Annotated in this window: 20 protein-coding genes and 4 pseudogenes; 3 read left to right on the forward strand and 21 right to left on the reverse strand. The window is 59.6% G+C overall.

What is annotated here, in order from left to right; genetic code table 11:
- Positions 1–5 precede the first annotated feature (5 nt).
- From ACX12D_RS37210 to ACX12D_RS37280, 15 genes are all read right to left on the reverse strand, one after another.
- Entirely contained in the window at positions 6–776 is a 771-nt protein-coding gene (locus ACX12D_RS37210; RefSeq protein ID WP_459376826.1) for a Bug family tripartite tricarboxylate transporter substrate binding protein, read from the reverse strand.
- 51 nt (positions 777–827) lie between these two features.
- On the reverse strand, positions 828–1,241 hold the full coding sequence (locus tag ACX12D_RS37215) for a hypothetical protein (protein ID WP_459376827.1): 414 nt from the start codon (positions 1,239–1,241) through the stop codon (positions 828–830).
- Positions 1,231–2,607 (reverse strand): acetyl-CoA carboxylase biotin carboxylase subunit, encoded by a 1,377-nt coding sequence (gene accC / locus ACX12D_RS37220; protein ID WP_459376828.1) that lies wholly within the window; start codon positions 2,605–2,607, stop codon positions 1,231–1,233. The genes ACX12D_RS37215 and accC overlap by 11 nt, the downstream gene beginning before the upstream one ends.
- Positions 2,600–3,073, reverse strand: coding sequence for an acetyl-CoA carboxylase biotin carboxyl carrier protein (gene accB, locus ACX12D_RS37225; protein WP_459376829.1), 474 nt, complete (start codon positions 3,071–3,073; stop codon positions 2,600–2,602). The genes accC and accB overlap by 8 nt, the downstream gene beginning before the upstream one ends.
- Positions 3,074–3,080: 7 nt before the next feature.
- Positions 3,081–3,857: a LamB/YcsF family protein gene (locus ACX12D_RS37230; protein WP_459376830.1), complete on the reverse strand. Its 777-nt coding sequence runs from the start codon at positions 3,855–3,857 to the stop codon at positions 3,081–3,083.
- Positions 3,858–3,895: 38 nt separating this feature from the next.
- Positions 3,896–4,879 (reverse strand): 5-oxoprolinase subunit C family protein, encoded by a 984-nt coding sequence (locus ACX12D_RS37235; protein WP_459376831.1) that lies wholly within the window; start codon positions 4,877–4,879, stop codon positions 3,896–3,898.
- On the reverse strand, positions 4,876–5,577 hold the full coding sequence (gene pxpB, locus ACX12D_RS37240) for a 5-oxoprolinase subunit PxpB (RefSeq protein WP_459376832.1): 702 nt from the start codon (positions 5,575–5,577) through the stop codon (positions 4,876–4,878). Before pxpB ends, ACX12D_RS37235 begins: the two co-directional genes overlap by 4 nt.
- A gap of 63 nt (positions 5,578–5,640) precedes the next feature.
- Positions 5,641–6,966 (reverse strand): MFS transporter, encoded by a 1,326-nt coding sequence (locus ACX12D_RS37245; protein ID WP_459376833.1) that lies wholly within the window; start codon positions 6,964–6,966, stop codon positions 5,641–5,643.
- On the reverse strand, positions 6,966–7,613 hold the full coding sequence (locus tag ACX12D_RS37250; RefSeq protein ID WP_459376834.1) for a hypothetical protein: 648 nt from the start codon (positions 7,611–7,613) through the stop codon (positions 6,966–6,968). The genes ACX12D_RS37245 and ACX12D_RS37250 overlap by 1 nt, the downstream gene beginning before the upstream one ends.
- A gap of 311 nt (positions 7,614–7,924) precedes the next feature.
- On the reverse strand, positions 7,925–8,833 hold the full coding sequence (locus ACX12D_RS37255) for a LysR family transcriptional regulator (RefSeq protein WP_459376835.1): 909 nt from the start codon (positions 8,831–8,833) through the stop codon (positions 7,925–7,927).
- A 57-nt stretch (positions 8,834–8,890) separates the two neighbouring features.
- Positions 8,891–9,703 (reverse strand): alpha/beta fold hydrolase, encoded by an 813-nt coding sequence (locus ACX12D_RS37260; protein WP_459376836.1) that lies wholly within the window; start codon positions 9,701–9,703, stop codon positions 8,891–8,893.
- A 40-nt stretch (positions 9,704–9,743) separates the two neighbouring features.
- Positions 9,744–10,721: a Bug family tripartite tricarboxylate transporter substrate binding protein gene (locus ACX12D_RS37265; RefSeq protein WP_459376837.1), complete on the reverse strand. Its 978-nt coding sequence runs from the start codon at positions 10,719–10,721 to the stop codon at positions 9,744–9,746.
- A 101-nt stretch (positions 10,722–10,822) separates the two neighbouring features.
- Positions 10,823–12,043: a pyridoxal phosphate-dependent aminotransferase gene (locus ACX12D_RS37270; RefSeq protein ID WP_459376838.1), complete on the reverse strand. Its 1,221-nt coding sequence runs from the start codon at positions 12,041–12,043 to the stop codon at positions 10,823–10,825.
- Entirely contained in the window at positions 12,043–12,699 is a 657-nt protein-coding gene (locus ACX12D_RS37275; RefSeq protein ID WP_459376839.1) for an RraA family protein, read from the reverse strand. The genes ACX12D_RS37270 and ACX12D_RS37275 overlap by 1 nt, the downstream gene beginning before the upstream one ends.
- A complete protein-coding gene (locus ACX12D_RS37280; RefSeq protein ID WP_459376840.1) occupies positions 12,696–13,364 on the reverse strand; it encodes an RraA family protein in 669 nt (222 codons plus the stop codon). The genes ACX12D_RS37275 and ACX12D_RS37280 overlap by 4 nt, the downstream gene beginning before the upstream one ends.
- 107 nt (positions 13,365–13,471) lie before the next feature.
- On the opposite strand from ACX12D_RS37280, the pseudogene ACX12D_RS37285 reads away from it, so the two are divergent.
- Both ACX12D_RS37285 and ACX12D_RS37290 read left to right on the forward strand, forming a co-directional pair.
- Positions 13,472–14,343: pseudogene (locus ACX12D_RS37285) on the forward strand (LysR family transcriptional regulator).
- Positions 14,344–14,518: 175 nt separating this feature from the next.
- Positions 14,519–14,722: a hypothetical protein gene (locus tag ACX12D_RS37290; RefSeq protein ID WP_459376841.1), complete on the forward strand. Its 204-nt coding sequence runs from the start codon at positions 14,519–14,521 to the stop codon at positions 14,720–14,722.
- A 1,385-nt stretch (positions 14,723–16,107) separates the two neighbouring features.
- On the opposite strand, the pseudogene ACX12D_RS37295 reads toward ACX12D_RS37290, so the two are convergent.
- From ACX12D_RS37295 to ACX12D_RS37320, 6 genes and pseudogenes are all read right to left on the reverse strand, one after another.
- Positions 16,108–16,629 (reverse strand): annotated as a pseudogene (locus tag ACX12D_RS37295) (IS5 family transposase); the annotation flags it as partial.
- Positions 16,617–16,984: pseudogene (locus ACX12D_RS37300) on the reverse strand (transposase); the annotation flags it as partial. The pseudogenes ACX12D_RS37300 and ACX12D_RS37295, both read right to left, overlap by 13 nt.
- A 180-nt stretch (positions 16,985–17,164) precedes the next feature.
- On the reverse strand, positions 17,165–18,151 hold the full coding sequence (locus ACX12D_RS37305) for a tripartite tricarboxylate transporter substrate binding protein (protein ID WP_459376842.1): 987 nt from the start codon (positions 18,149–18,151) through the stop codon (positions 17,165–17,167).
- 42 nt (positions 18,152–18,193) lie between these two features.
- Entirely contained in the window at positions 18,194–19,144 is a 951-nt protein-coding gene (locus ACX12D_RS37310; RefSeq protein ID WP_459376843.1) for an HpcH/HpaI aldolase/citrate lyase family protein, read from the reverse strand.
- Positions 19,145–19,158: 14 nt separating this feature from the next.
- Complete coding sequence (locus ACX12D_RS37315; protein ID WP_459376844.1) at positions 19,159–20,340, reverse strand: CaiB/BaiF CoA transferase family protein; 1,182 nt, start codon at positions 20,338–20,340, stop codon at positions 19,159–19,161.
- A gap of 141 nt (positions 20,341–20,481) precedes the next feature.
- Positions 20,482–21,375, reverse strand: coding sequence for a LysR substrate-binding domain-containing protein (locus ACX12D_RS37320; RefSeq protein ID WP_459376845.1), 894 nt, complete (start codon positions 21,373–21,375; stop codon positions 20,482–20,484).
- 439 nt (positions 21,376–21,814) lie between these two features.
- Here ACX12D_RS37320 and ACX12D_RS37325 point away from each other — a divergent pair.
- Positions 21,815–22,912, forward strand: a pseudogene (locus ACX12D_RS37325) (IS5 family transposase).
- Positions 22,913–23,279 lie beyond the last annotated feature (367 nt).

Genomic DNA, 23,279 nt, shown 5'->3' on the forward strand with positions numbered 1-23,279 from the left:
CTCTCTCACAAACGTCGTCGACGGCAAGGTGGGACGGCGGGACGCTTACGGCCATTCTCAGACACGGTCGGGAGGTCTGGGTATGCCGTTGCCCGTTTTGATGTCGTTATGGCTAGTGCCTTAAGCTTGCCACCCTTCACAAGCGGCATCGCTTCAGGCGCAAGCGCCATCATGATTTGCACCTGCCCCGCCATCAGGTCCTGTAGCGCGGGGGCTCCGCCCTTGTACGGCACATGAACAATGGTTGTATTTGTCGCTTTCTTGTACAGTTCCATGCCAAGATGGCTCGGCGTACCATTCCCAGCAGACGCGTAACCTTCGGAAGAGGGGCGGCTCTTCAGGTAGCGAGCCAGGTCAGACATTGAGCTGACAGGGACATTGGGATTGACGACAACGACGCTCGGAATCGAGGTGAGCTGGATGATTGGTGCGAAATCCTTTGCCGGGTCGTAGCTCAGTTTGCTGTACAGGCTTGGATTGACCGACAAGCCAGTCATCGTCGCAAAAAGCAACGTGTACCCATCCGGAGTCGACTTTGCCACGGCACTTGCGGCTATGGCTTCACTCGCGCCCGGACGATTGTCTACAATAACGGGCTGGCCCAGTTTGGTTGCAAGCTTCTGGCCGACCAGGCGCGCTACGCCGTCGGTAGAGCCTCCCGGTGGATAGGGAACCAGTACGCGAATTGGTTTGTTGGGATAGTCTACGGTGCTGGCGAAGGCCGGCGCGATGACAAGCGAGATTGCGGTAACTACAGTGGCGATAAGGCGCTTCATGGCGTCGTCCTTTCCGAGGGATTTAAGCAAAGGGTGTGGGGTCATGGCGGACTACGTGTCGTGAAGCTCGAGAACGGCATCGCCGTACCCGATTGTCTTGCCATCATCCACAAACTGGTTCCCAGTCCTCCCGTCTGCCGGGGCGATGATGGCACTCAAGACCGAGTCAATCGTCAAGTAGCCCACATGGTCTCCCTGCCTGACTGCATCGGAAAATGCACCGGCAGCGAGTGGATGCGCTCGACTGAATGCGCCAGTTGCGCCCGAAAGAATATCCTTGTGCCTCGGAAGCGGGGGCTCGATGAGTACATTCGTCTTCACGGGTTCCTCAACTGGATGCGCAGCTTGTCCGGCCACCTCGGCAAAGCGCAGAATCAAAGTTTGAGTGCCATCGCTATACGACAACTCGGAAACCCCGGCTCGCTCTAGTCTGGCGACCAGCGAGGCAATCTCTTCAGTCTTCATGGCTGCCTTCCTTTGAAGCTGCGTCCCATTGCGATATCAGCCCCTCGAGATAGTGGATGTCGGCGCCCCCGTTGCCAAAGGTAGGCTCATTCATCAATTTGCGGTGCAATGGGACAGTCGTTTGAATCCCGTCAATGTGAATCTCGTCAAGGGCGGCGCTCATCCGTGCGATGGCTTCTTCGCGAGTGGCTCCATGCACCAGGAGTTTCGCAATGAGCGAGTCGTAATGCGGCGGCACGACATACCCAGGGTAAACGTGTGATTCAACGCGAACACCTGGCCCGCCCGGGGCAATCCAGTCGAGGATTTTTCCTGGGCACGGCGTGAACTTCCATGGGTGTTCGGCGTTGATACGGCACTCGATGGCATGACCGGCAAAAGAGACATCGCTCTGCGTGATGCCAAGCTTTTCACCCCGCGCGATGCGCAGCTGTTCGGCGACGATGTCAACGCCGGTGACGAGCTCGGTCACCGGATGCTCCACCTGAACGCGGGTGTTCATCTCAATGAAGAAGAACTCGCCGTTCTCGTATAGGAATTCGAACGTGCCGGCGCCGCGGTATCCGATTTGCACGCACGCTTGAGCACAGAGCGCTCCAATGCGTGCTATCTCGCTTCGGCCGATTCCTGGCGCGGGAGACTCTTCAATCAGCTTCTGGTGCCTTCGCTGAGTAGAGCAGTCGCGCTCTCCTAGCCAGATGGCATTTCCATGTGTGTCTGCAAGAATTTGTATCTCGACATGGCGAGGTGTCTTGAGGTACCGCTCAAGATACACGGTGGGATTTCCAAATGCACGGCCGGCCTCCTCGCGCGTCATGGCCACAGCGTTCAGGAGCTCAGCCGGGCTAACAACCACGCGCATACCTCTACCGCCACCGCCGCCTGCCGCCTTGACAATAAGCGGGTAGCCGACACGCTCTGCGACCTCAACGATGCGGTCTGGCTCTTCGGGCAGTGGACCATCTGAGCCAGGAACGCAGGGGACACCAGCTTTTGCCATGGCCTGCTTGGCGCTCACCTTGTCACCCAGTAGCCGGATGGATTCAGACGTCGGTCCCACAAAAACAAGCCCGGCGCTCTCGACTGCGGCAGCAAACGAGGCATTCTCGGAGAGGAAGCCATACCCAGGATGCACGGCTCCCGCGCCTGTGACCTTCGCGGCGAGAAGAATCTCTTGGTGATTCAGGTAGCTTTTCGACGATGGAGCAGGGCCGATGCATATCGCCTTGTCCGCTAATGCGACATGTCGAAGCGTGGCATCCGCCTCGGAGTGTGCCGCTACCGTCTTGAGTCCGAGTTTGCGACAAGCACGCAGAATTCTCAGTGCAATTTCACCACGGTTCGCTATGAGGACAGTATCAAACATGGGCTGCCTCCAGGTCATCGATGACAAAAAGCGGTGTGTCGGCAGAGACCGCTGCGCCGTCGGCAACGAGAATCTCTGCAATCCGTCCGGCACGGTCGGATTCAATGGGGTTGAGCAGTTTCATCGCTTCCACGATTGCCAAGGTTTGGCCTTCCTCGACGGTGTCACCAACCGACACGAACGAGGGTTGGTTCGGGGCAGGAGCGCGATAGAAGGTGCCAATCATCCCCGCAATCACACTATTTCGAGTGGCCGTCGCCGCAGGGGCTTCGGCGACGGCGGCCTCTTCCGTCAACGCAGACGCCCGCTCCGTCACAAGTTGTTCGGACGTCTCGGCGGTGGGGCTAGGGTGTGATGAGCGCCTCTTCAGCTTCACCTGTCGCTGTCCGTCGCCATATTCGATTTCGCTGAGCGCCGTTGAGCTTCCAAGGACGTCGAGCAGCGTTTGCACGAACTTCAGGTCCATGTGTTCCTCAGCTGAATGACTTAACCACGATGCCCGCGCCCTCGAGCGTGCTGCGGACTTTCGCCGCCATCTGGATGGCACCGGGCGTGTCGCTATGGACGCAGATGGTGTCAATCTGGACGGGGAGAAGCTTCCCGGAAATAGTTTCAATGGCGCCGGCCCGGACCATCCGCAGCATGCGGGCTGCCGCTTCGTCGCCGTCGTGTAGCACTGCGCCGGGCACGGAGCGATGTACCAGGTTCCCCTCCTCGGTATATGCACGGTCGGCGAAGACCTCGCGCCGCACAGCCAACCCTAACTCGGACGCCACACGCTCCATGGCAGCGCCAGCGAAAGTCATGCAGGTAAGGCTCGGGTCGACCGCCTTGATTGCACGTGCAATGGCTTTTGCGACGGCTTCGTCAGTCTGCGTCAGGTTTCCGAGCGCACCGTGTGCCTTGACGTAGGTAATCGGGTGGCTGGCATATCGCGACAGCGCTTGCGCCGCGCCAATCTGATACGCAACCAGACGTTCAATTTCGCCGTGCGAGAAAGGAATGACGCGACGACCGAAGCCCCACAGGTCGGGGAAGCCAGGATGGGCGCCCACAGCGACGCCACGAGCCTTTGCCAGCGCGAAAGTCCTCGCCATGATTTCCGGGTCGCCCGCGTGCAATCCACAAGCGACATTGGCCGAGGTGACAATCTCGAGGATGGCAGCATCATCGCCCATCCGGTAGGCGCCGAAACCCTCACCCATATCGGAATTGAGGTCTACTTCGATGGCTCTATATTGTGTGCTCATGATTCTCGGTTCCTTGTTGAGGTTTGGGAGGCGGCTAGCTAGGCGCGCCCAGACATCATTGCCAGGGTGTCCCTGATGCGTAGTTCTTCGTCGCGTCTCATTTGAAGTGCGGCTACGGCGGTATCAATGTCGGTGAGCTCGAATCGAATTCCGCAACCGATAGGAGCTTGCGATAGCTTCCACAAGTCGCCTTCAATCACAGTGGCAATCTTCGGGTAGCCGCCGCACGTATTGGCTTCCGCAAGCTGGACGATGGCTTGACCCGATGGGGGGACCTGAATGGTCCCCGCGACGATGCCATGAGAGAGCAGTTCGACGTGTTGCGATTGATTCAGCACCGGTCCGTTGAGTCGATATCCAACACGATTTGCGTCTGGCGTCACCTTGAACTCATCTCGCAGGAAGGCCGTCTGCGACTCGGGCGTGAACCGCTCGAATTCGGCTGCAGGGAGTACACGGACGGAGATGCAGTTTGTGCTCAGTTCATCCCAATATTCGAGCAAGCCCTTAGGAACCACGCCGAGCCCGACCTTCCAGGGACGGTCCGAAGCCGATTGCCCATTGCCGACCTCCAGGCGGTCCCCGCGCATCAAGCCGCGACCCGAAGCACCACCAAAGGCGCCTTTCAGGTCAGTTGACTTCGAGCCCATGATTGGTTTGACGTTGATGCCGCCACCAATAGTCAAATAGGCTCGGGCCCCGCGCCGCGGGCGCTCGATGACGAGGGTCTGCCCCGCCGAAGCTGTTCGACCCCACCAGGGCGCGAGGCGTTGTTCATCCAGGCTCGCCTTGGCGTCAGCGCCTGTCACGGCAAAACGTGTGTCCTCGTGGAACTTGACGCGAAATGGGAACAGGTTGATTTCGATGCCCGCCTCCCCACGGTCATTTCCTACCAGCGCGTTACCGATTGATAGGGCGAAAGGGTCCATGGCGCCGCTGCGGCTGACGCCGTAACGCATGCATCCGTAGCGTCCCAGGTCCTGCACTACGTTTGGCGCGCCGTTCGAAAGAATCTCTATCACGCCACAATCTCCTTGATGCTGAACCTGACCGTGTCCCCGGGCGCGAGTAAGCACGGACTGTCCTTTGTTGCTTCAAACATCTCTCGATCGGTCATGCCGACGAGATGCCAGCCTGACGGCGCTGTGCATGGCATAACGCCGGCCTGGCTGCCGCCCACAATCACTGAGCCCTTCTGGACCTTCATGCGTGGCGTGCTTCGGCGCGGCACTGAAAGCTCTTCAGGAAGTCCCGCCATGTACGCGAATCCTGGCATTGAGCCAACGCACGCAACGGTGTAGACCGCTGAGCTATGCCGAAGGACATACTCGTCAATGGTGAGTGCCGCGCCTTCTGCGAGGTCCTTCAAGTCCTCGCCATACTCGCCGCCGTAGGTCACGGGGATGTCGAAATGCCTGCCGGAGCGGTGCGATGGCGTTGCCAACTCCCATAGCTGGCGCATCAGCGCTTCCGCTTCACGTGGGTGAAGCTGGAGCGAGTCGAATGTCAGAAGGAGGTTATTGACGCCGAGTACCACCTCATGCGGCGTAGCCTTCCCTAAGCGCTGACGCAGCTTGCTGGCCAGTGAAAGCAGGAGTGACTGGATGTCGTTGTCGAAAGCGCCGGTGGAAGCGTCGAGCAAGAGCGCGCCGGAGCCTGCGGCGTGAATGCGGGCAGCGATGGTGTTGTCGGGCTCTGCCAGTTCCAGTGTGAGCGTCATGCTTGAGAGATACCGATTGCGATTCAGGGTCCGGCCGCGCAGTGACTCAGCGGCCGGGACTGGTCAGTGTTCCAGCGGCTTGTGAGCCGTTTCCTTGGCTGCAAGCAGGCTGGCCAAAGTGACCAGCAGGCCGGCTCCGATGTAGAGCGAGAGGGTGGTGGACGACTGATATGTCTTGTAGAGGCTGGCGAAGACGAGGGGCGCAAATCCCCCGCCGATGATGCCGCCCAGCGTCGCTGCCAGCGATGCTCCCGCATACCGGACACGCGTCGGGAACTGTTCCGTCACAAAGGCAGCTTGTGGGCCGTACATCATGGCCTGGAACAACATGCCAACTACGACCGCGATACAGATATTCACCGGCTCGAGGGTGTTCATCAGCGCAAAATATGCAAACGCCCAGCCAATCGACAACACGGCGCCCGCCCCATACACAATTCTCCGGCCGAGCTTGTCGCTGAGCGCGCCGAAGAGTGGCACCGAAACTGCATGGAGAGCAGCGCCGAGCATGGTTGCGGTCAGTGCCAGAGAGCGAGGCAGATTGAGCACGGTCGTCACGTAAGTGAGCGTGAAAACCACGAGCAGGCCGTAGACAATGTCGGAGCCGATTCTCACGCCACCCGCAATCAGCAGACGCCGCCCGTAGCTGTGGAGGACTTCCTTCAGCGGCATTTTGGCTTTGCTATGGCCCCGCTCGAGCTGCTCGAACATCGGCGTCTCGTTCACGCCGCGGCGCAGCCACAGACCGAATGCAACGAGAAATACACTTGAAAGGAAAGGAATCCGCCAACCCCAAGCGTGGAACGCTTCGGTGGGAAGGAAATAGGTGAAGAAGGTAATGAAGCCCGCACCTAGCAACGTGCCACAGGCAGGTCCAACCTGGGCGAAAGATGCATTGCGCCCACGTTGTTCCTGGCTGCCATGCTCCATCGAAAGAAGCACGGCGCCTGCCCATTCGCCGCCAATCGACACGCCCTGGAGGAAACGAAGCGCGACCAGCAGGATGGGACTCCAAATGCCCCAGGCTTCATAGGTGGGCAACATACCCATGAGGCCGGTCGACGCACCCATCAGCACCAACGTGGCGACCAGGACGAAGCGTCGGCCGAGCTTGTCACCGAGGTGGCCGAAGACAATGCCGCCGAAAGGCCGTGACAGGTATCCGACGGCGTAGGTCGAGAAGGCCAGGATGGTTCCAGACAACGGGTCCACCGACGGAAAGAACACGCTGTTGAAGACGAGCGCCGCCATGAGGTTGTAGACCGTGAAGTCGTACCATTCCAGCGTCGTACCAATTGAACTCGCGGCAGCGAGGCGCCGCATCTTTTGACGCGGGGCCGCAACATGGGGTGACTCGCCTGTTGGCGAAAAAATCGTCGCGTTGTCCATTACTTCAACTCCTCGCGAGACAGCTTCCATGTCAGCTGATAGCGGGCTGCATCGGCCGGCGAACAGGGAAGGGCTTCGATGGCATGGCGCAAAGCAGCTTCGTTCGAAGCGGAGTTGCTACTTTCGATGATGTAGAGCGGATGCATCTTGCGCGTCGCAAGGTCCTCAAGGGGGAGCGGGCGGCTGAGCTCGTCATTCGGGCTGATGAGGTATGAGCGGACGAAAGCATTGTCTTCCGCAAGGAGGGCCCCCACGTTTTTGCACTTCCCTTCCACGTCATGAGTGGCGGCATTCAACGGGAGCACTGCGACCCAACCTCCACTGCCTTGGCCGACGTCTGCGGAAACTTCACCAATCCGGCGCGTTGGGAGGAGCATTTTCGGCAGTACTTTCATGGACCAGGGAGTCTGGTTCTTGAATGCATGAGAATATGCCGGTGAAGCAAATACTGAAATCGATTCGGCCCAATACAGGCCTAGATATTTTGGATGACCAGTTACCGCAATATAACGAGCCGCCGAGATAACTCCTTCCATCCGGACTCGCTCTTCAATATGTTCTCGGTCATACCAGGCGTTAAAATCTATTTCATCATCGGGGCTAATATCCGATGCGACAAAAAGCATGCCAAGTTTATTCTCTGTCATTTCCTCACCTCGCTCGTTTTGGTAATTTGAATGCTACTAAGACGACGTAGTGAGGCACAAACGGGAATTTTTTCGACTACCTAATAGACTTTCTTTCGACCCTTAAGGGTTGGTGCACCAGAACGGTCGAAAAGAGGGCGTTTTTGGTGCATCAAGTGCCTTCTGGAGCTTTTGTGGGTGAGGGTAATCCCTATTTTATCTAGCCATGTAAGACTTCGGATTATTCGGAATATGGGGTATTGGGGTAATCCCTAGGGGCTCAAGGTGCTCCCGGAACTAAGAAATGCTGCGTGCGGATGGGTGAGTCTGCATCAATGCGGCGAGAATGGTGCAGGCATTGAGCGCATAAATCGGTCTGCTTCCTGGCAAGCCAATTCGGCGACAAGTTTGATGGCGTCGGATTCGCGGCTTTCCAAATAGCTGACAATCAGGCCCTGAGGCGGCAGCGGCATGTCAGTTTCGATAATCCGCAGCTCACCCCTGACAATCTCCTCGCGTACCGGCGGCAGTGGTATTAACGCGTTTCCAAAACCGCACCGCACCAGTCGAGCAAGCGCAGCTATCGAATTAACACAATGCACCTTTCCCATTGGCACACCGGCGCGCCGATACACGTCCTTAAGCACAAGGTAAGGCTGAGAGCCACGGCTCATTGTGACCACTGGTTGGGTAAGCAGCTCTCGGACGTCTACCTTACGCTCGCCTTTGTTGCCAGGCCCAATCCATCCCATCCGCATTGGGAGGCAGGTCGTGCTAACTACACCATCTCCGGCCAGCTGGTCGGTTTGGAGAGCAATATCGACATCCCCGTCGCGAAGACTCTTGTTCAGTCGGTCGGTGGACTCAGAACTCAGCTGAACTTCAATTCCCGGATAGGATGACTGGAGATGCTCGATGAAGCCCACGAGCCAAGTGTGGACCACGGTATCAATTGCACCGATGCGAACGCTGCCGAGCACGTTCTGGTCTGACTGTCCGAGCTGCATGATGTACTTCTGCATCTCGAGAACCCGCTCGCCAAGCGGAATCAGCCTCATGCCTACCGGGGTTAGGCGCAAGTCCCCCGCATCTCGGGAGAAAACTCGGGCGCCGATTTCCTCCTCCAGTGATGCAATACGATTGGAAATCGTAGCCTGGGTGATGTGGAGCTTTTCGGCAGCGGCGCGAAAGCTACCCAACTGCACGACAAGGATGAAGCTCTCAAGAAAGCGAGTGTTCATGTGAATACAAAGCTCGGTTTCATGCCGCTGCAACTACATTCCGGCGCTACGGCAACGTCAGCGGCGCTCAGCACTTGTTACGAACGCATCGATGCGCCGCCACATTTCCACCGGATTAGAGTACATCGGAAAGTGGCCACAATCGCTGATTTCGGCGAGTTCGACGCCGGACTTGGCCAAAAGCGGCAAGTACGTCAGATAACTATTCTGTTCACCGTACATGAACATCCTCGGGAAAGGTAACGACAAGAACTTGCCCATGAGGTCGCCGTGGTCCGACAGGTGCACCATCGACGTGAAGATGCCGGACACCGCCTGCGCGCGGACCTTGTGACGGAGGCTTGTGGCGTAAAGTGGCGAAGAGTACTGAGAGGAGTGCCAGTTTCGGTCGATGAAGTCGTTGAAGAACGCTTGAGGGTCATCGGCGGGGAAGTCCACAATCTGCCTGCTCAGGAAGCAGTCTTCCGGTGCGACGTTGCCCTCGATGTCAACGAAGCTCAATACTCGGTCGCCCAACTCATGCGCAAGCATCAGCGCTGTGAGTCCACCCATGGAGTGCCCGACCAAATGGAAGCGGTCGATGCCTGCATGGGCGAGCATCGCTTTGGCCGTCTCGACCAAGAAGGGAATACACACCTTCCGAAGGTCCCCACAGGCAGTCTCTCCACAGCCAGGTGCATCATAGGCAAGGAAGGGACGGCTACCGAATGCACGATTGATGGAGATGTCTGCGTAGTCTTCCTTCGTGGACCCGAACCCGTGCAAGAACACGATAGGCGCGAGCTCGCCCTGACGGCTGATGGCAGCGATTTTAAGCGCCACGCCGTCGACCTCCAGCGATACAGTTTCCTTCCGGGTGTTTCTGTTCATCGTTATCATTGGGATGTTGTTATCCTGAATTCCACAAGTGTCAATCGACCGTGGCGCCAGACAGCTTCACGGCCTCAGACCACTTCCGAATGTCTGCGCCTATTAAGGTCCTGAACTGGGCGGGCTTCATCGACATCGGCTCAGCACCCTGGCCTTTAAGTTGAGCCACTACATCCGGCGACGCGAGGACAGATTGGACTGCCGCGTTCATGCGCTCAACGATGTCATTGGGCAGGCCCGCCGGGCCCAACATGCCATACCACGGTTGCGCGTCGAAACCCTTGACGCCGGACTCAGCCAGGGTAGGAATGTCCGGGAAGAGCGGCGAGCGCTGGCCACTGGTGATGGCCAGTACTTTAATATTGCCGGCTTTGACTTGCGGCATGATTGGCAGTGGGTTCTCAAAGGCAAGCGCTACCTGGCCGCCAACCAGGTCGTTCAACAGGGGACCAGACCCTTTGTAGGGAATATGCTGCAGCTTCGTTTTCGTCTCCACATTGAACATCTCACCGATGATGTGCTGGGGAGAGCCCGAGCCGGCGGATCCAAACGAAAGCTGTCCGGTTTTACCCTTGGTGATGATGTCTTGGATGGAGTTGAGCCCAGACTTCGCGTTCACTGCGACAACAAAGCTAGCCTTCGCCAGAGGCGCGACGGTTGTAAAGTCCGATTCCGGCTTGTACGGAAGCTTCGGGTACAGAGCGCCAGCGATAACGATGGGGCCACTAGAACCTACCAGGAACGTGTAGCCATCCGGCTTGGCTTTGGCTACCAGGTTGGTGCCGATGTTGCCGCCTGCGCCGGGCTTGTTCTCGACGATGACAGTCTGTCCCAGCTTGTCATGCAGCTTCGCCGCCAAAATGCGCGCAAGGACATCGGACGTTCCACCGGGGGCGTACGGGACGATGAGGGAAATCGGCTTGCTCGGCCAGCGATCCTCGGCCTGGGCGTGTTGGACGGCGGCGCACAGCGAAATGGTTGCGACGACCAGCTTTGCAATAGTCGAGCTTTTGAACATGACTGTCTCCTCCGAGGTACTCGAGCATTGCCTCGACCGCCGGAATTGTTATGGGAAAGCGTGCGGACCCGGCATGGTCCGGGCCCGTATTTCAGTTGGCCTCAGTCACTCTTTAGCGAAAGGCAGAACTGACGGATCGCCTCACATGCCTTGCGCAGCGAATCGTTGTCCAACGCATATGCAATCCGAATGTAAGGAGCCAGGCCAAAGGCGGAGCCGTGGACCACAGCGACATTGGCCTCCTCGAGAAGGGCCAGGGCTACGTCTTCGTCCGTTTGAAGCAGGGTTCCGGCCGGCGTCGTCTTACCGAGAAGTCCCTCGCACGAGGCGAAAGCGTAGAAGGCCCCGCCGGGTACTTCGCAGTGCAGTCCTGGCGTGCTATTCAGGAACTCCACCATCATGTCTCGCCGAGCCTGGAAAACTTCCTTCGATTCACGGATGAAGTCCTGTGGGCCGGTCAGTGCAGCGAGTGCAGCGTGCTGCGAAATGGACGATGCGCCAGAGGTCTGCTGGCCCTGCAGCTTTTCCATGGCTTCGAGAAGCCATGCGGGACCCGTGCCGAAGCCAATGCGCCAGCCGGTCATCGCGTAGGCCTTCGAGACCCCATTCATCGTCAAGGTCCGTTCTTTGAGGCGTGGCTCGACCTGGGCGATGGTGTAAAACTTGGCACCGTCGAAGGTCAGATGCTCGTAGATGTCATCGGAGAGCACCAGAACTTGGGGATTGTCCAGCAGCACTTGAGCCAAAGCTGCCAGCTCATCGTGGCTGTAAACGGCACCCGTGGGATTCGAAGGCGAGTTCAGAATGATCCAACGCGTACGAGGGGTAATGGCTTGAGCCAGAGCGGCAGGATTGAGTTTGAAGCCGACCTCGGCGCCGCATTGCACCACTACCGGTGTTGCGCCGCACAGCTGAACCATCTCAGGATAGCTAACCCAATAGGGGGCGGGGACGATAACTTCGTCACCGGTGTTCAGGGTGGCAGCCAGAGCGTTGTAAATGACTTGCTTGCCCCCCGAACAGACGATGGTGTCCTTCCAGCTCACGTCCAAGCCATTCTCTCTGCTGTACTTGGCGGCGATAGCTTCGCGCAACGGGCGGAGACCAGCAACCTGGGTGTAGCGCGTGTGGCCCTCACGGATGGCGCTGATTGCGGCCTCGCAAACGTGGACGGGGGTGTCGAAGTCGGGCTCGCCTGCGCTGAGCGAGATGACTTTCGCACCAGTCGCCCGCTTGGCAGCGACTCGGTCCATCACCCGATAGGTCGCGGATGGCTGGGCGCTTGCCAGGTTGACGTTCAGCTTTTTCAGATCAGCGCTCATTACGCCTTCCTTTGCAGGGTGTGGTAGCCGAGGGCTTCGCGGGCTTCGCCAAGAGTCTTGCCACTGGCGATATGTTCGCGAATCTTTGATTCGACGTCTTCGATCTTGCGAGCGAGTTCGGCGACTTCCTTCGCGCGTTCACGCGGAATGACGACTACGCCGTTGGCGTCTGCCACCACGATGTCACGTGCACAGACGCGAGCCTGGCCGACAGAAATGGGGGTGTTCACCGACTCGACTTGGACGCGGTCCTTGCCGGTGCGCATGAAGCGGCCCCGGGTGAACAGCGGGTAGCCATCCCCAAGGGCTTTCGTGACATCGCGGCAAACGCCGTCGATAACGGTGGCAGCGATACCGCGGGCACCAGCGTATTGCGTCATGATGTCGCCCCAGACTGTGCAGTCAGTGCGGCCATCATTGTCGATGACGATAACGTCGCCGGGGCTGACGTCGTCAATGAAGTCACCTACCGTCCCCGGAGGTGTGCTTGCGGAGACGTACTTCACCGTGAATGCGGGACCAACGACCGGCTTGCGGTAGTTGTCGAGCGGGGCGATGTCCAGGCACTGGCCGGGCAGACCCAGTCGGTCCATCGCGTCCGATACGCCAGGAGTATCGAGGCCCTCGAACAGGGCTACCAGTTCCTTGTCAGTCATTTTGCCTCCTTGCTGTTGATTGCTTCGAATTCCTTGTCGTGCATGACTTCTTCGACGGAGCGGCCCGAGCGGACGGCCTTGACCATCCCGTCCTGCCGGCGGGCGATCCGCTCTCCCAGGTCCAAGACTTCTTCGATACGCGCAGCGGGGACGAACACGGTGCCGCAGCGGTCGGCAACGACGTAGTCATCTTCATCGACCGCAACTCCAGCGAACTGGACCTGCTTGCCGGAGTCGACCTGGATAACGCGATTGCGGGCGCTAATCATGGTGATACCGCGGCCGTACACGGGGTAGTCGATGGACTCGCTCCCTTCGATATCTCGGCTCACACCGTCAATCACCGAGCCGCGGACGTTTTTCGCGACGGCGGCGTTGGCGAGAATGTCGCCCCAGCACGAAATGCCTTCCAGGCCGCCGGCGATCACCAGGATGCGGTCGTCGGTGGTGATTTCGGCAACGACAGGCGTGATGAGGTGGACGGTGGGCTTCGCATCTGTCTTGGGGCCAAGCTGGATGGTGCTCGCGCGACCCACAATCTTTGGGCAATCCCAAAGGGGACGAATTCCAAAGGTTGCGCCGGGGAGGTTCAGGAAATCCAGCGCATCGGAAACCGTGTTGGTATCCAGCGAGGCCAGGCGGTCAAGCAAGGAGGGTATGCTCATGTTAAGTAGGTCGGTGTCAGTTGCCACAGACGTACTCTCGACGCTAGAGTGGTAAATGTAAATTCCGATTTCAGGAACCTTTTGATACACCTAACCTATCAATCGTAATGATCAACTTTCGACTTGTTCGCCACCTTTGGCTGTTTCTTGCCGTCGCAGAGGAGGGTCATTTTGGCCGCGCCGCGAAGCGGCTTGGTATGTCGCAGCCGCCGCTGACCGAACAGATTCAGGTTCTCGAGCAGGCGTTGAAAGTGAAGCTTTCGAACGGGGTCGAAGGGAGGCTGCCCTGACGCCTGTAGGTGTGGCGATTCTTCCGGCAGTGAGAAAGTTTGCCGAGCAATTGGACCGGTTGGCGCTTGCAGTCCAGGAGGCCTTTGCGGGAAGCACCGCGGTACTGACGATAGGCGCGATCTCATCAGCTATCGTGGACGTGTTACCCAAGTTGATTGATGACCTCGGCCGTCGGTTTCCTAACCTGACGGTGTCTGTGACCGAGATAGATAGCGTTGACGCGATGCCTGCGCTCGCGCGGGGCGACATCGACCTAGCCTTCGCAAGGCTCGAGGGAGACCAGGGTGCAGCGATCGCCACGCTTCCACTGAAAGAAGACCGGCTGGCTGTGGCATTGCCCAAGTCTCATAGGTTCGCAGAGATGCCAAGAGTGTGTTTGGCGTCTCTTGCGGAGGAGCCGTTCGTCACGTTTTCCCGGCATGTGAGTCCCACGTACTTTGATAGCATCGTTGCTGCCTGTCGAGCGGCAGGATTCTCGCCGCGTATTCTCCATGAAGTACGAACGGTCGCCACCTAAGTGGCGTTCGTGGGGTGCGGCCAAGGCATCGCCCTGGTACCGGCCTCAATGAAGAAGGCCGCGCCTGAGAGTGTTGTCGTGAAGCCGCTGAAAGAGGCTGTGAACGTCGTTACGACTGCTGTGGCCTGGTCGACCAGTCGCAAAAGTCCGGCGGTTGGGGCGGTGCTATAGCTATTGTCTGGCGCAAAGCCTTCAGTCCCGAAGCCTCGTTCCGAGCGCACGGCAAAGGCTTGACGGCCGCCTTCGATACGATTTGCATATCGAAACGTTCCGAAATAAGGAATTTACACGGTACCGGTGTTGCCCGAGAGTTCACTACAACAGCGAACGTTCTTCAGGAGACCACGTGGCAACGTCCAACGTCATCGTCAATCCAGTTCCCGAGTTGGCACCATCGGCAGTCATTGAAGCGTTTCAATCGGTCGTGACGCCTCATATCAGTGACAACCTGCAACGCCTCTCTGAACGGAGCAGCAGACTCATTGTTCAAGAAGTGGTTTCAGTCCCCGATTCCTCCCCGGGGCATAAACCTGCAATTCCCGCTCTCTAAGGAGCTGAAGGAACGATTCGAGAAGCCGAATGACGTCGCTTTTCAGTGACAAGTACCGGTATTCGTAGTTGAATGGTGAGGCAGTGGACGATTGAAGGGCCGCATGGAAGTGCGGCCCGTCTTTTTGCTCGACTGCAGCGGTCACCCGTCGGGATGTCGCGAACTTGGCGATACGGCGCTGGCCAGGGCGGAATGTGCGCGGGATGGCGAGTACGGCGCAGCCGCGCCATCAACTCACTGCTACGGGAGGGCAGCGTCAATCAAGACGCTCGCGCTAAGCCTGCGAATTCGAGGGTCGACGAAGTATCCGCCGCCTTCTACGTAGCGCAAATACGCTCGCTTGCAAACCGAGCATTCATGCGCCTCGCAGCGGTTGTAAGGGAAGTACAATGGTGCGATCAAGGCATCGACAGCCCAAATGCTGGTTCCAGCAGGGTGATACTCCTCGAACGTAGCTTCCTGATAGCTGTCCCGTACCAGGGTCCCTACTCTGTGTAGCAAGCTTTCGGGGAAGCTAACCGGCAGCGTGACCCAGCCAGCCAACGAAGGGGCATTGCAGGCGCAATCCGCCGTTACTCGGTCAGTCTGGAGCGCCAGAGTCTGCAAAGCATCGAATTCTAGGTAAAGGACGTCTTCCACTATGGGCCAGTTGTTCGGGTGAGGGCAGTCGATCTGCCGACACTAGGATCATACCCCCGAAGCGAGGAAGTGCGAGACGAAGAAGCGTGCTTCCCGGCTGGTTTCCGGTGCATTCTCCCTCAGTACCTCCTGACCTGGCCTTGGCGACCCCCTCGAGAATGAGCGCATTACTGTGCTCGTGGAACTCGTTGAGTTCGCTGGCGACATGGACTTGCTTGCAGTCCTGACGGACTATCGACTGGATGATGACCCCGATACGGTTTGGCTACACCCCGCTGTCTTGGCAGCCCTTCCGGAGTTCGCTAAATACCTCGCGGAGAAGATCGGGCTTTCTGCTCTATTGGACCTCGTTGCGACGCTGTTGCATAAATTGAGGTTGGTGGCGAGATAACCCCTTTCCCCAATGGCATCAGGCAACGCGGACGGACTGGGGGCGAGCCAGCACCGCCATGCGGTTGACGATGCCAACGCGAATAGCGATTTCGGTATCCTGCACATGAGCGCAGGCTGTGTTCGGCGCTTCCGGCGACACCGAGGTCGTCCAGGTCTTGTCAGACTTTTACAGCGACACCCAGTTCCGCTCCGGTACGCGCGAGATGCCGCAGGCTGACGCGAAGTATGGCGCCACGGCGTATCGCTATGTGTTCAACTGCCACCGCAATGATGCTCAGCAGGTACCGATCCACGGCGATGAATTGCAGTTCGTCTTCGGCAACTTATGGGCCACGCATCGCGGCCGCATGCCATCAGGCAACGCGGACGGACTGAGGGCGAGCAAGCACTGCCATGCGGTTGACAATACCAACGCGAATAGCAATCTCGGCGTCCTGCGCACCGATGCCGCGAGCCCAGAATCTCTCACCTGTCAGAGTCTTGTATCGATACATGAGGTTTTCCACCAACGACCGTCGATGGTAGCCACTTTGCTTCTTCCACTCCTGCCGACTACTCCGCGCAATGGCGTCGATCACGCCATTGCGCCAGCCCACGCCCGGCGTGCCGGCCGGCCAATGCGCGGCGCCTTCACGCGGCGGAATCGACGGTTTGGCACCACGCGATGCGATCGCCTCATGGCCTGCCTTCGTGTCGTAAGCGCCGTCGCCATCGAGGACTTCAATGCTCTCTTCGGCTGGAATCTGATCAAGCAAGTCGGGCAACACGCTGGCATCATCCACTTCCCGATGCGTCATCAGCGCTGCGCGCACCTGCCCGGTTTTGATATCTAATCCCAGATACACCTTGCGCCAACTGCGCCGCTTCGAGTATCCACCACGCCCGCGCTTGGGCAAGGCTGCCTGCCTTCCAACTCCCTATCGAGCATCAGCACGACGTCGTGAAGCGTCTGGAACAGGAACCGGCGCATCAGTCGGCGAAACCACCAGTACACCGTCTGCCAGGCCGGAAAGTCCTTGGGTAGCATGCGCCAGCCACACCCCGAGCGCACCAGGTATCGCAAGGCGTTGATGACCTCCCGCAGATCGCCTTCCTGCGCCGCCCTCGCTGGGCGGGCTTGGGCAGCAGGCCTTCCATCGCTGCCCATTCCATGTCGGTCAAATCGCTCGGATACCGCTTTGTTTTGGCCACCATGCTTGCCTGCCGCTCTCGATGTTCTTCTTTCCACATCCGAACGTTAGAACACATCTGCGGCGAATTTTCAAACGGGCTCTTAACGGTGCGCTAATCCGCGGGGCAGGGTGCGGAGCCTGGTGTCAATTCTTAGAGGAGTCAATCCACCATGCTTTGCAAGGGCTTTGCGCTCGCCAGCGGGCACGGTCATAGTCCTGCCGCGCCCGCCGTGGAGGTTCAATCGACCGTGGCCCCGGAGGCCTTGACGACCTTGGCCCATTTCTGGATATCAGCGCGCAGCGTCGCGGAAAACTGCTCGGGTGTTGCGCGTTGCAGTTCCGTGCCTTGCGCGATTAGTTTTTCCTGGACGGCCTTGTCCGACAGCAGCTGATCCATGGCTGCCGCGACCTTGGCCTGGACCGGGCGGGGCGTGCCGTGGATGGCGAACAGGCCGATCCACAGGTCTCCGCTATAGCCGGGCAAGGTCTCGGCGATGGTCGGAGCATCGGGCAGGGCGGGCGAGCGCTTTTCCGAGCTGACGCCCAGCGCTCTCAGTTTTCCAGCCCGGATATGGGGCAGTGCCGACGGCAGACTGGCGAAGGCAAGCGGCACCTGGTTGCCAAGCAGGTCGTTGAGAGCCGGGCCGACTCCCTTATAGGGGATATGTTGCAGCGAGATCCCGGCCATGCTATTGAGCATCTCCCCGAGCAGGTGATTCAGGGAGCCGTTGCCTGCCGACGCGAACTGGTACTCGTTCGGCTTGGCCTTGGCAAGCGCGATCAGTTCCTTGACGGAGTGTGCGGGAAAGGAGGGGTTGGCCACCAGCACATTGGGCACGCTCCCTATCAGTGCGATCGGATCGAAGTCTTTGACCGGGTCGAATGGAATGCGCTTGTAGACGGCAGGGTTGATGGCTTGCGTGCTGCTGATTGTCAGCAGCAAGGTGTAGCCATCCGCCGCGCTGCGCGCGGCGAATTGCGTGCCCACATTGCCGCCGGCGCCGGGGCGGTTCTCCACGATGAACTGCTGGCCCAAACGCTGCGACAGCTCCGCCGCGATGAGCCGGCCGACAATGTCATTGGTGCCGCCCGGGGCCTGCGGCACGACAATGCTCACGGGCTTTGTAGGATAGTCCTGCGCGAAACCTGCCGCCGGGGCCAAGCACAGGCATGCCGCCAAGCTCGCGCTAACCTTGCCAAGGAAGGTGTTTTTTGCTGTTCTCATGGTTGTTGTCTCCTGGGTTTTCTAGTTTTGCCTGCGCGATACTCAAGCTGCGTCGCCGGGTCCAGCCTGCATGGCCATGATGCGCTGTGCCATGCGGATATTGGCGTAGTCGACAAGCTTGCCATCGAGCTGCACGGCGCCGCGGCCAGCGCGCTGCGCCTGGGCAAGCGCTTCGACCACGCGTGCCGCCTGCGCAATTTCCGCTTGCGTCGGCAGGAATGCCGTGTTGGTGTCGTCGATCTGCGACGGGTGGATAACTTGCTTGCCGTCATAGCCCATGGCCGCGGCCCTCAGCGCGCTGTCGCGGCTTAGCACGGCGTCCCGGAAAGCGCCGCACGGCGCGTCGATGGCCCGCAGTCCGAACGCCCTTGCGGCAACCAGAATGCGCATCATTGGATAAGCCCACATGTCCAGGGGCGTTTGCCGGTAGCCGCCACTGCCACTGTCGTCGCTGCTGGGTGAGGTCATGGCATAGCCGGGCGGCGACTGGCCGATCTCCACGCTCTTCGCACCAATGGACGCGGAAAAATCTCCGGCACCGAAATGCAGCGATGCCAGGAGTGGGCTGGCGCCGGCTATAGATTCGCAGTGAACCAGGCCGGCGGCGGTCTCGATCATGGCTTCGAGGCCAAGGGCGCGCATGCGAGTGGGGCCACGGGCCAGCGTATCGGCCGCCGCGTGCAGCGCTTGCGGGGATTCCACCTTGGGGATGAGTACCGTATCGAGCCGGCGGGCGCCTTGGGACAGCGCTCGTAGCTCATCGTCTTGGCGTTGGCGCTCGCTGTTGACGCGCACACTGACGGTTTTGGTTCCCCAGTCGAGTTGATTGAGCGCCTGCAGCGCGCTGTCTAACGCCGCGGCCTTCTGCGCCTCCGGAACGGCGTCTTCCAGGTCGAGGAATACAGCATCCGCGGCGCTGCGGGCGGCTGACTCGACCAGGCGAGCTTGGTGCGCCGGCACGGCGAGATAGGTGCGAGTGAGGGCAGCAGGCATGGCGATGGTGCTCCTCACTGGCAGGCGGGGATGGCATCGCGCCGGCCATCCGGTGCGTCGAGGCCGAACTCCCGCAAGATTTGGCCGGTATGCTGCCCGAGCCCGGGTACCGCGCCCATGACCGGCTCCATGCCATCGATGATCAGCGGCGGCAGGAACACCTCCAGCGGGCCAACGGGACTCTGCACGGTACGTACCCGGCCGCGCTGGTGCAGTTGCGGATGTCCGAGAAAGGCTTCGACGTCGTTGAGGTGGGCGTTGGCGATGGTGGCACTTTCCAGCCGGCCCATCACTTCGTCGCTGGTCCAGTTGGCAAATCGCGCAGTGATCAGTTGCTCCAGTTCAACGCGATGCTGCATGCGGGCTGGGTTGCTGGCAAAACGCGGATCGGTGGCCGCCTCTACGTCTTCCAGTACGCGCTCGCAAAAGCTGCGCCATTCTCGTTCGTTCTGGATGCCGAAAAAGATGCTCTTGCCGTCGCCGGCCGTGAACGGGCCATAGGGAGCGATGGTGGCATGGCGAGCGCCGGACCGTGTCAACGGGTCCCCACCGTCCCGCGTGTAATAGGCCGGATAACTCATCCACTCGGTCATAGCGTCGAACAGGGAGATCTCGAACGCAGTGCCCTGGCCGGTCCGCTCACGATGATAGAGCGCCATCAGCACCCCGTTGAGGGCGTACATGCCTGTGGCAATATCCACGATCGACAAGCCGCATTTTGCCTGGTGGTCGGGCGTGCCGTTGATTGACAGGAAGCCGGTTTCGCACTGGACCAGCAGGTCGTAGGCCTTCTTGTTCCGGTACGGGCCGGTCGAACCATAGCCGGAGATGTCGCAGGCAATCAGCCTGGGGTGGCGCGCCACCAGCGTCCGAGCGTCAATGCCGAGCTTGCCGGCGGCGCCGGGCGCCAGGTTCTGCACGAACACGTCGGCCTGCTCCAGCAGCGCATCCAGTGTAGCGCGGCCATCGTCGGACTTGATGTCGAGTTCCAGGCTCTCTTTGGTGCGATTGGCCCAGACAAACTGGCTGGAGGCGCCGTTCATGGCTTTGTCGTAGCCGCGCGCGAAGTCTCCGGAGCCGGGACGCTCGACCTTGATGACGCGGGCGCCCCAGTCGGCAAGGTGGCGGGTGGCAAGCGGGGCGGCAATCGCCTGTTCAAGGGAGACTACCGTGATGCCCGAGAGCGGAAGGTTCATTGACGGCTGCCTATGCGTTTTCTGTTGGAAACGACAGTGTCCGCCGCACAGGGGCGGTGTGGAATTATCGGATTCAGATGGCGGCGTTTCCAAATGTCGAACGCTCGCGATGTTCCCCGGAGTGCCACACGAATGCCATACCTAAGCCGAGACCAAACCTTCCAGGTGCCGGATGAAATGCTGTGCTGCGGCAGGCAATGCGTCAAAGTCGCGAAAGCCGATGAGGAGGTGCAGGCGCGCCCAGTCATCCTCGAGTGGAATGACCCGCAGGCCATGGTCCTCGACGGGATGGGCCACAGTGACATCGGTCATGATGCCCAGCCCCATGCCGGAGCGCACCATGGTGCGCATGGCGTCAAAGCTGGTCACCTGCAGCCGCGTGTGGATTTTGCGCTGCAGCCTGTCAGCTTCCACCTGCGTAATCCGGTAGATCAGGCTGCCTTCATGGAAGGCGATGTGATCAAAGTCGAGCGTCTGGGCAAAAGTGACGCTGGGCAGGGACGCCAAGGGATGGTTCTCGGGCATGATCGCCACCAGCGCGGCGCTGCGGTAGGGGCGCGTGGTGATCCCTGGCGCGGCCGCGCCGGCCCAGAACATGCCAAGGTCCGCCAGCCCGTCGCGCACGGCTCGGACGATATACGGGCTGCTCCATTCCTCAAGCCGCACCTCAACCGCGGGAAACCGGTTCAGGAAGGCGCGGACGTCCGCACCAAGAAATCCCACGATGGAGGTGCTGTTGGCGTAAACCCGGACGTCGCCCTTGGTCCCCTCGCCGTGGCCGCTCAGGTCAGCACGGATGCGCGACAAGAGCAGGAGCATGTCTTTGGCGTGGCCGACCAGCTCCTTCCCTGCGGCCGTGGGCCACACGCCAGCGCTGTGCCGGGTCAGCAGTTGTGCCCCCAGGGTTTCCTCCAGATCGCTGATGCGCTTACTGACCGCGGACGTGGCCATGAAATGCCGCTCCGCCGCACGTGCGAGGCTTTGTTCCTCGATGATGCTTAGGAAGATCTTCAATGTGACTGGGTCAATTCGCATTCGATGTCCTCAACCGCTGTGGCTCCAATGTGGCTCCGATGCTCCAGGCCGGGGCCATTCCGCGCCGTCTCAGGCAGATCTACCAGGTGACCGGCGGCCTATTCCTGATCGGCGTGCAGTATGACTTCTGGCCGTGTCGGAGAGGAGCAGAATATATCGCTAACAGGAGTGACGCTCGCGTACAACTCTCTGCCAGGACTTGCGTATGCTGCAGGGGCAAACCGAAGCGGAGTCCGACGAAGCGGTCCACGGCATTCGACGTAGCCGCACAGGTGTGTCACAAGGGGGGGCAGGTCGAGGCACTCGAGCGTCTTGCGCACACTTTCCCCGACGCCGCGGAAGGAATAGGCCTAGCAGGCTGCTGAAATACCTCCGACCGAAGTCAGCGCTTCGAGTGACTGAAGCGTTGATCTGAGAACCCCACACCTTACGACGTTTCATGCGCGGCGCCGACACCTTCACCGAAAGCCTGTTCACCATGCGGCGGCTCGAGGATTTTGTACCGAAGTCTCACCCGCTGCGCTCGATCCGCACCATGGCCAATCAGGCGTTGGCGAAGATGGATCGGCTGTTCGCCGGGATGTACGAGGCCGATATCAAGGGCGGTCGACCCAGTATCGCGCCTGAGAAGTTGTTGCGGGCCATGCTGCTGCAGGTGCTCTACAGCGTTCGCTCGGAACGTCAGCTCATGGAGCAGACGCACTACAACTTGCTGTTTCGCTGGTTCATTGGCCTGGCAATGGACGACGCAGTCTGGGTGCCCAGCGTATTCACCAAGAACCGCGAACGCCTGATCAAGCACGATGCAGTGATTGAATTCTTCAACGAAGTACTGGCCATCGCGTAAAAGAAGGACTGGCTTTCCGGCGAACACTTCAGCGTGGACGGCACACTCATTCAGGCTTGGGCCGGCCACAAGAGCTTTGTACGCAAAGACGGCGAGGACGAAGACAACGATGGTGGCAACTTCAAAGGTCGCAAGCGCAGCAACGAAACGCACCAGTCCAAGACCGACCCCGATGCCCGGCTCTACCGTAAAGGCAAAACCGCCAGTGAGTTGCGCTACATGGGCCATACCCTGAGCGACAACCGCCACGGCCTGGTGGTCAGCGCACTGGTGACAAGTGCTGACGGGCATGCAGAGCGCGAAGCCGCCAAGGTCATGGTCAACGACGCCCGGCAGGTGATCGACGATACGAACGTGGAAGTCACGGTGGGTGCAGACAAGGGGTATGACGCGGCCGAGTTCATTGAGGCTTGCCTTGAAATGAGGGTCACGCCCCACGTGGCGCAAAACACCTCCGGGCGCCGCTCGGCGGTTCCGGATGAGATCGCCTGCAGTGAGGGTTATGCCATTTCGCAGCAAAAGCGCAAGCTGATCGAACAAGGCTTTGGCTGGGCCAAGACCGTGGGGCGCATGCGTCAGGTGATGGTGCGTGGACTGAAGAAAGTTGACCAGATGTTTGTGTTGAGCATGGCCGCGTACAACTTGGTGCGCATGCGCTCGCTGGGACAAATCCGTCCGCAGTTGCAGTAATCGTGGCAATGAGGCCAGAAACGGACGCCAAATCATCAAAAAATCGATGAAATGACGCGCAGCTTCCGGATTGTGAAAAATAGGGGGCGCATCAGCCATGACGCGGGAAGTCATGCCGCTTGTGCGGTTAGTACTTCAGCAGCCTGCTAGGGGTGCCTACCCCGGTAAATTGCAGTGAAATCAAGGGGACCCCGCCAAGGTAATTTGCAGTTTAAACGCAATTAATCGCCGGCACTTTGGCCTCGGCCCAACTTGAAAGTCTGGCAGAAGATGGGGCAGTTCACGTTTCCATCCAATCCAGTGGGGCTCCAAGAGCCGCTGACGCGGACCCCAGCCACGACGCGCTGGTCGGCGACGGCCTTGCATC

This window comes from Cupriavidus sp. PET2-C1, from assembly GCF_054515855.1.

What these genes read in the sequence shown, in the direction of transcription:
- pxpB (WP_459376832.1), bottom strand. Translation starts at nt 5,577, where the DNA reads ATGACGCTCACACTGGAACTGGCAGAGCCCGACAACACCATCGCTGCC.
- ACX12D_RS37310 (WP_459376843.1), bottom strand. Translation starts at nt 19,144, where the DNA reads ATGCCTGCTGCCCTCACTCGCACCTATCTCGCCGTGCCGGCGCACCAA.
- ACX12D_RS37265 (WP_459376837.1), bottom strand. Translation starts at nt 10,721, where the DNA reads ATGTTCAAAAGCTCGACTATTGCAAAGCTGGTCGTCGCAACCATTTCG.
- ACX12D_RS37320 (WP_459376845.1), bottom strand. Translation starts at nt 21,375, where the DNA reads ATGCGAATTGACCCAGTCACATTGAAGATCTTCCTAAGCATCATCGAG.
- ACX12D_RS37260 (WP_459376836.1), bottom strand. Translation starts at nt 9,703, where the DNA reads ATGAACAGAAACACCCGGAAGGAAACTGTATCGCTGGAGGTCGACGGC.
- ACX12D_RS37280 (WP_459376840.1), bottom strand. Translation starts at nt 13,364, where the DNA reads ATGAGCATACCCTCCTTGCTTGACCGCCTGGCCTCGCTGGATACCAAC.
- ACX12D_RS37305 (WP_459376842.1), bottom strand. Translation starts at nt 18,151, where the DNA reads ATGAGAACAGCAAAAAACACCTTCCTTGGCAAGGTTAGCGCGAGCTTG.
- ACX12D_RS37270 (WP_459376838.1), bottom strand. Translation starts at nt 12,043, where the DNA reads ATGAGCGCTGATCTGAAAAAGCTGAACGTCAACCTGGCAAGCGCCCAG.
- ACX12D_RS37255 (WP_459376835.1), bottom strand. Translation starts at nt 8,833, where the DNA reads ATGAACACTCGCTTTCTTGAGAGCTTCATCCTTGTCGTGCAGTTGGGT.
- ACX12D_RS37275 (WP_459376839.1), bottom strand. Translation starts at nt 12,699, where the DNA reads ATGACTGACAAGGAACTGGTAGCCCTGTTCGAGGGCCTCGATACTCCT.
- accC (WP_459376828.1), bottom strand. Translation starts at nt 2,607, where the DNA reads ATGTTTGATACTGTCCTCATAGCGAACCGTGGTGAAATTGCACTGAGA.
- accB (WP_459376829.1), bottom strand. Translation starts at nt 3,073, where the DNA reads ATGGACCTGAAGTTCGTGCAAACGCTGCTCGACGTCCTTGGAAGCTCA.
- ACX12D_RS37250 (WP_459376834.1), bottom strand. Translation starts at nt 7,613, where the DNA reads ATGACAGAGAATAAACTTGGCATGCTTTTTGTCGCATCGGATATTAGC.
- ACX12D_RS37315 (WP_459376844.1), bottom strand. Translation starts at nt 20,340, where the DNA reads ATGAACCTTCCGCTCTCGGGCATCACGGTAGTCTCCCTTGAACAGGCG.
- ACX12D_RS37245 (WP_459376833.1), bottom strand. Translation starts at nt 6,966, where the DNA reads ATGGACAACGCGACGATTTTTTCGCCAACAGGCGAGTCACCCCATGTT.
- ACX12D_RS37215 (WP_459376827.1), bottom strand. Translation starts at nt 1,241, where the DNA reads ATGAAGACTGAAGAGATTGCCTCGCTGGTCGCCAGACTAGAGCGAGCC.
- ACX12D_RS37210 (WP_459376826.1), bottom strand. Translation starts at nt 776, where the DNA reads ATGAAGCGCCTTATCGCCACTGTAGTTACCGCAATCTCGCTTGTCATC.
- ACX12D_RS37230 (WP_459376830.1), bottom strand. Translation starts at nt 3,857, where the DNA reads ATGAGCACACAATATAGAGCCATCGAAGTAGACCTCAATTCCGATATG.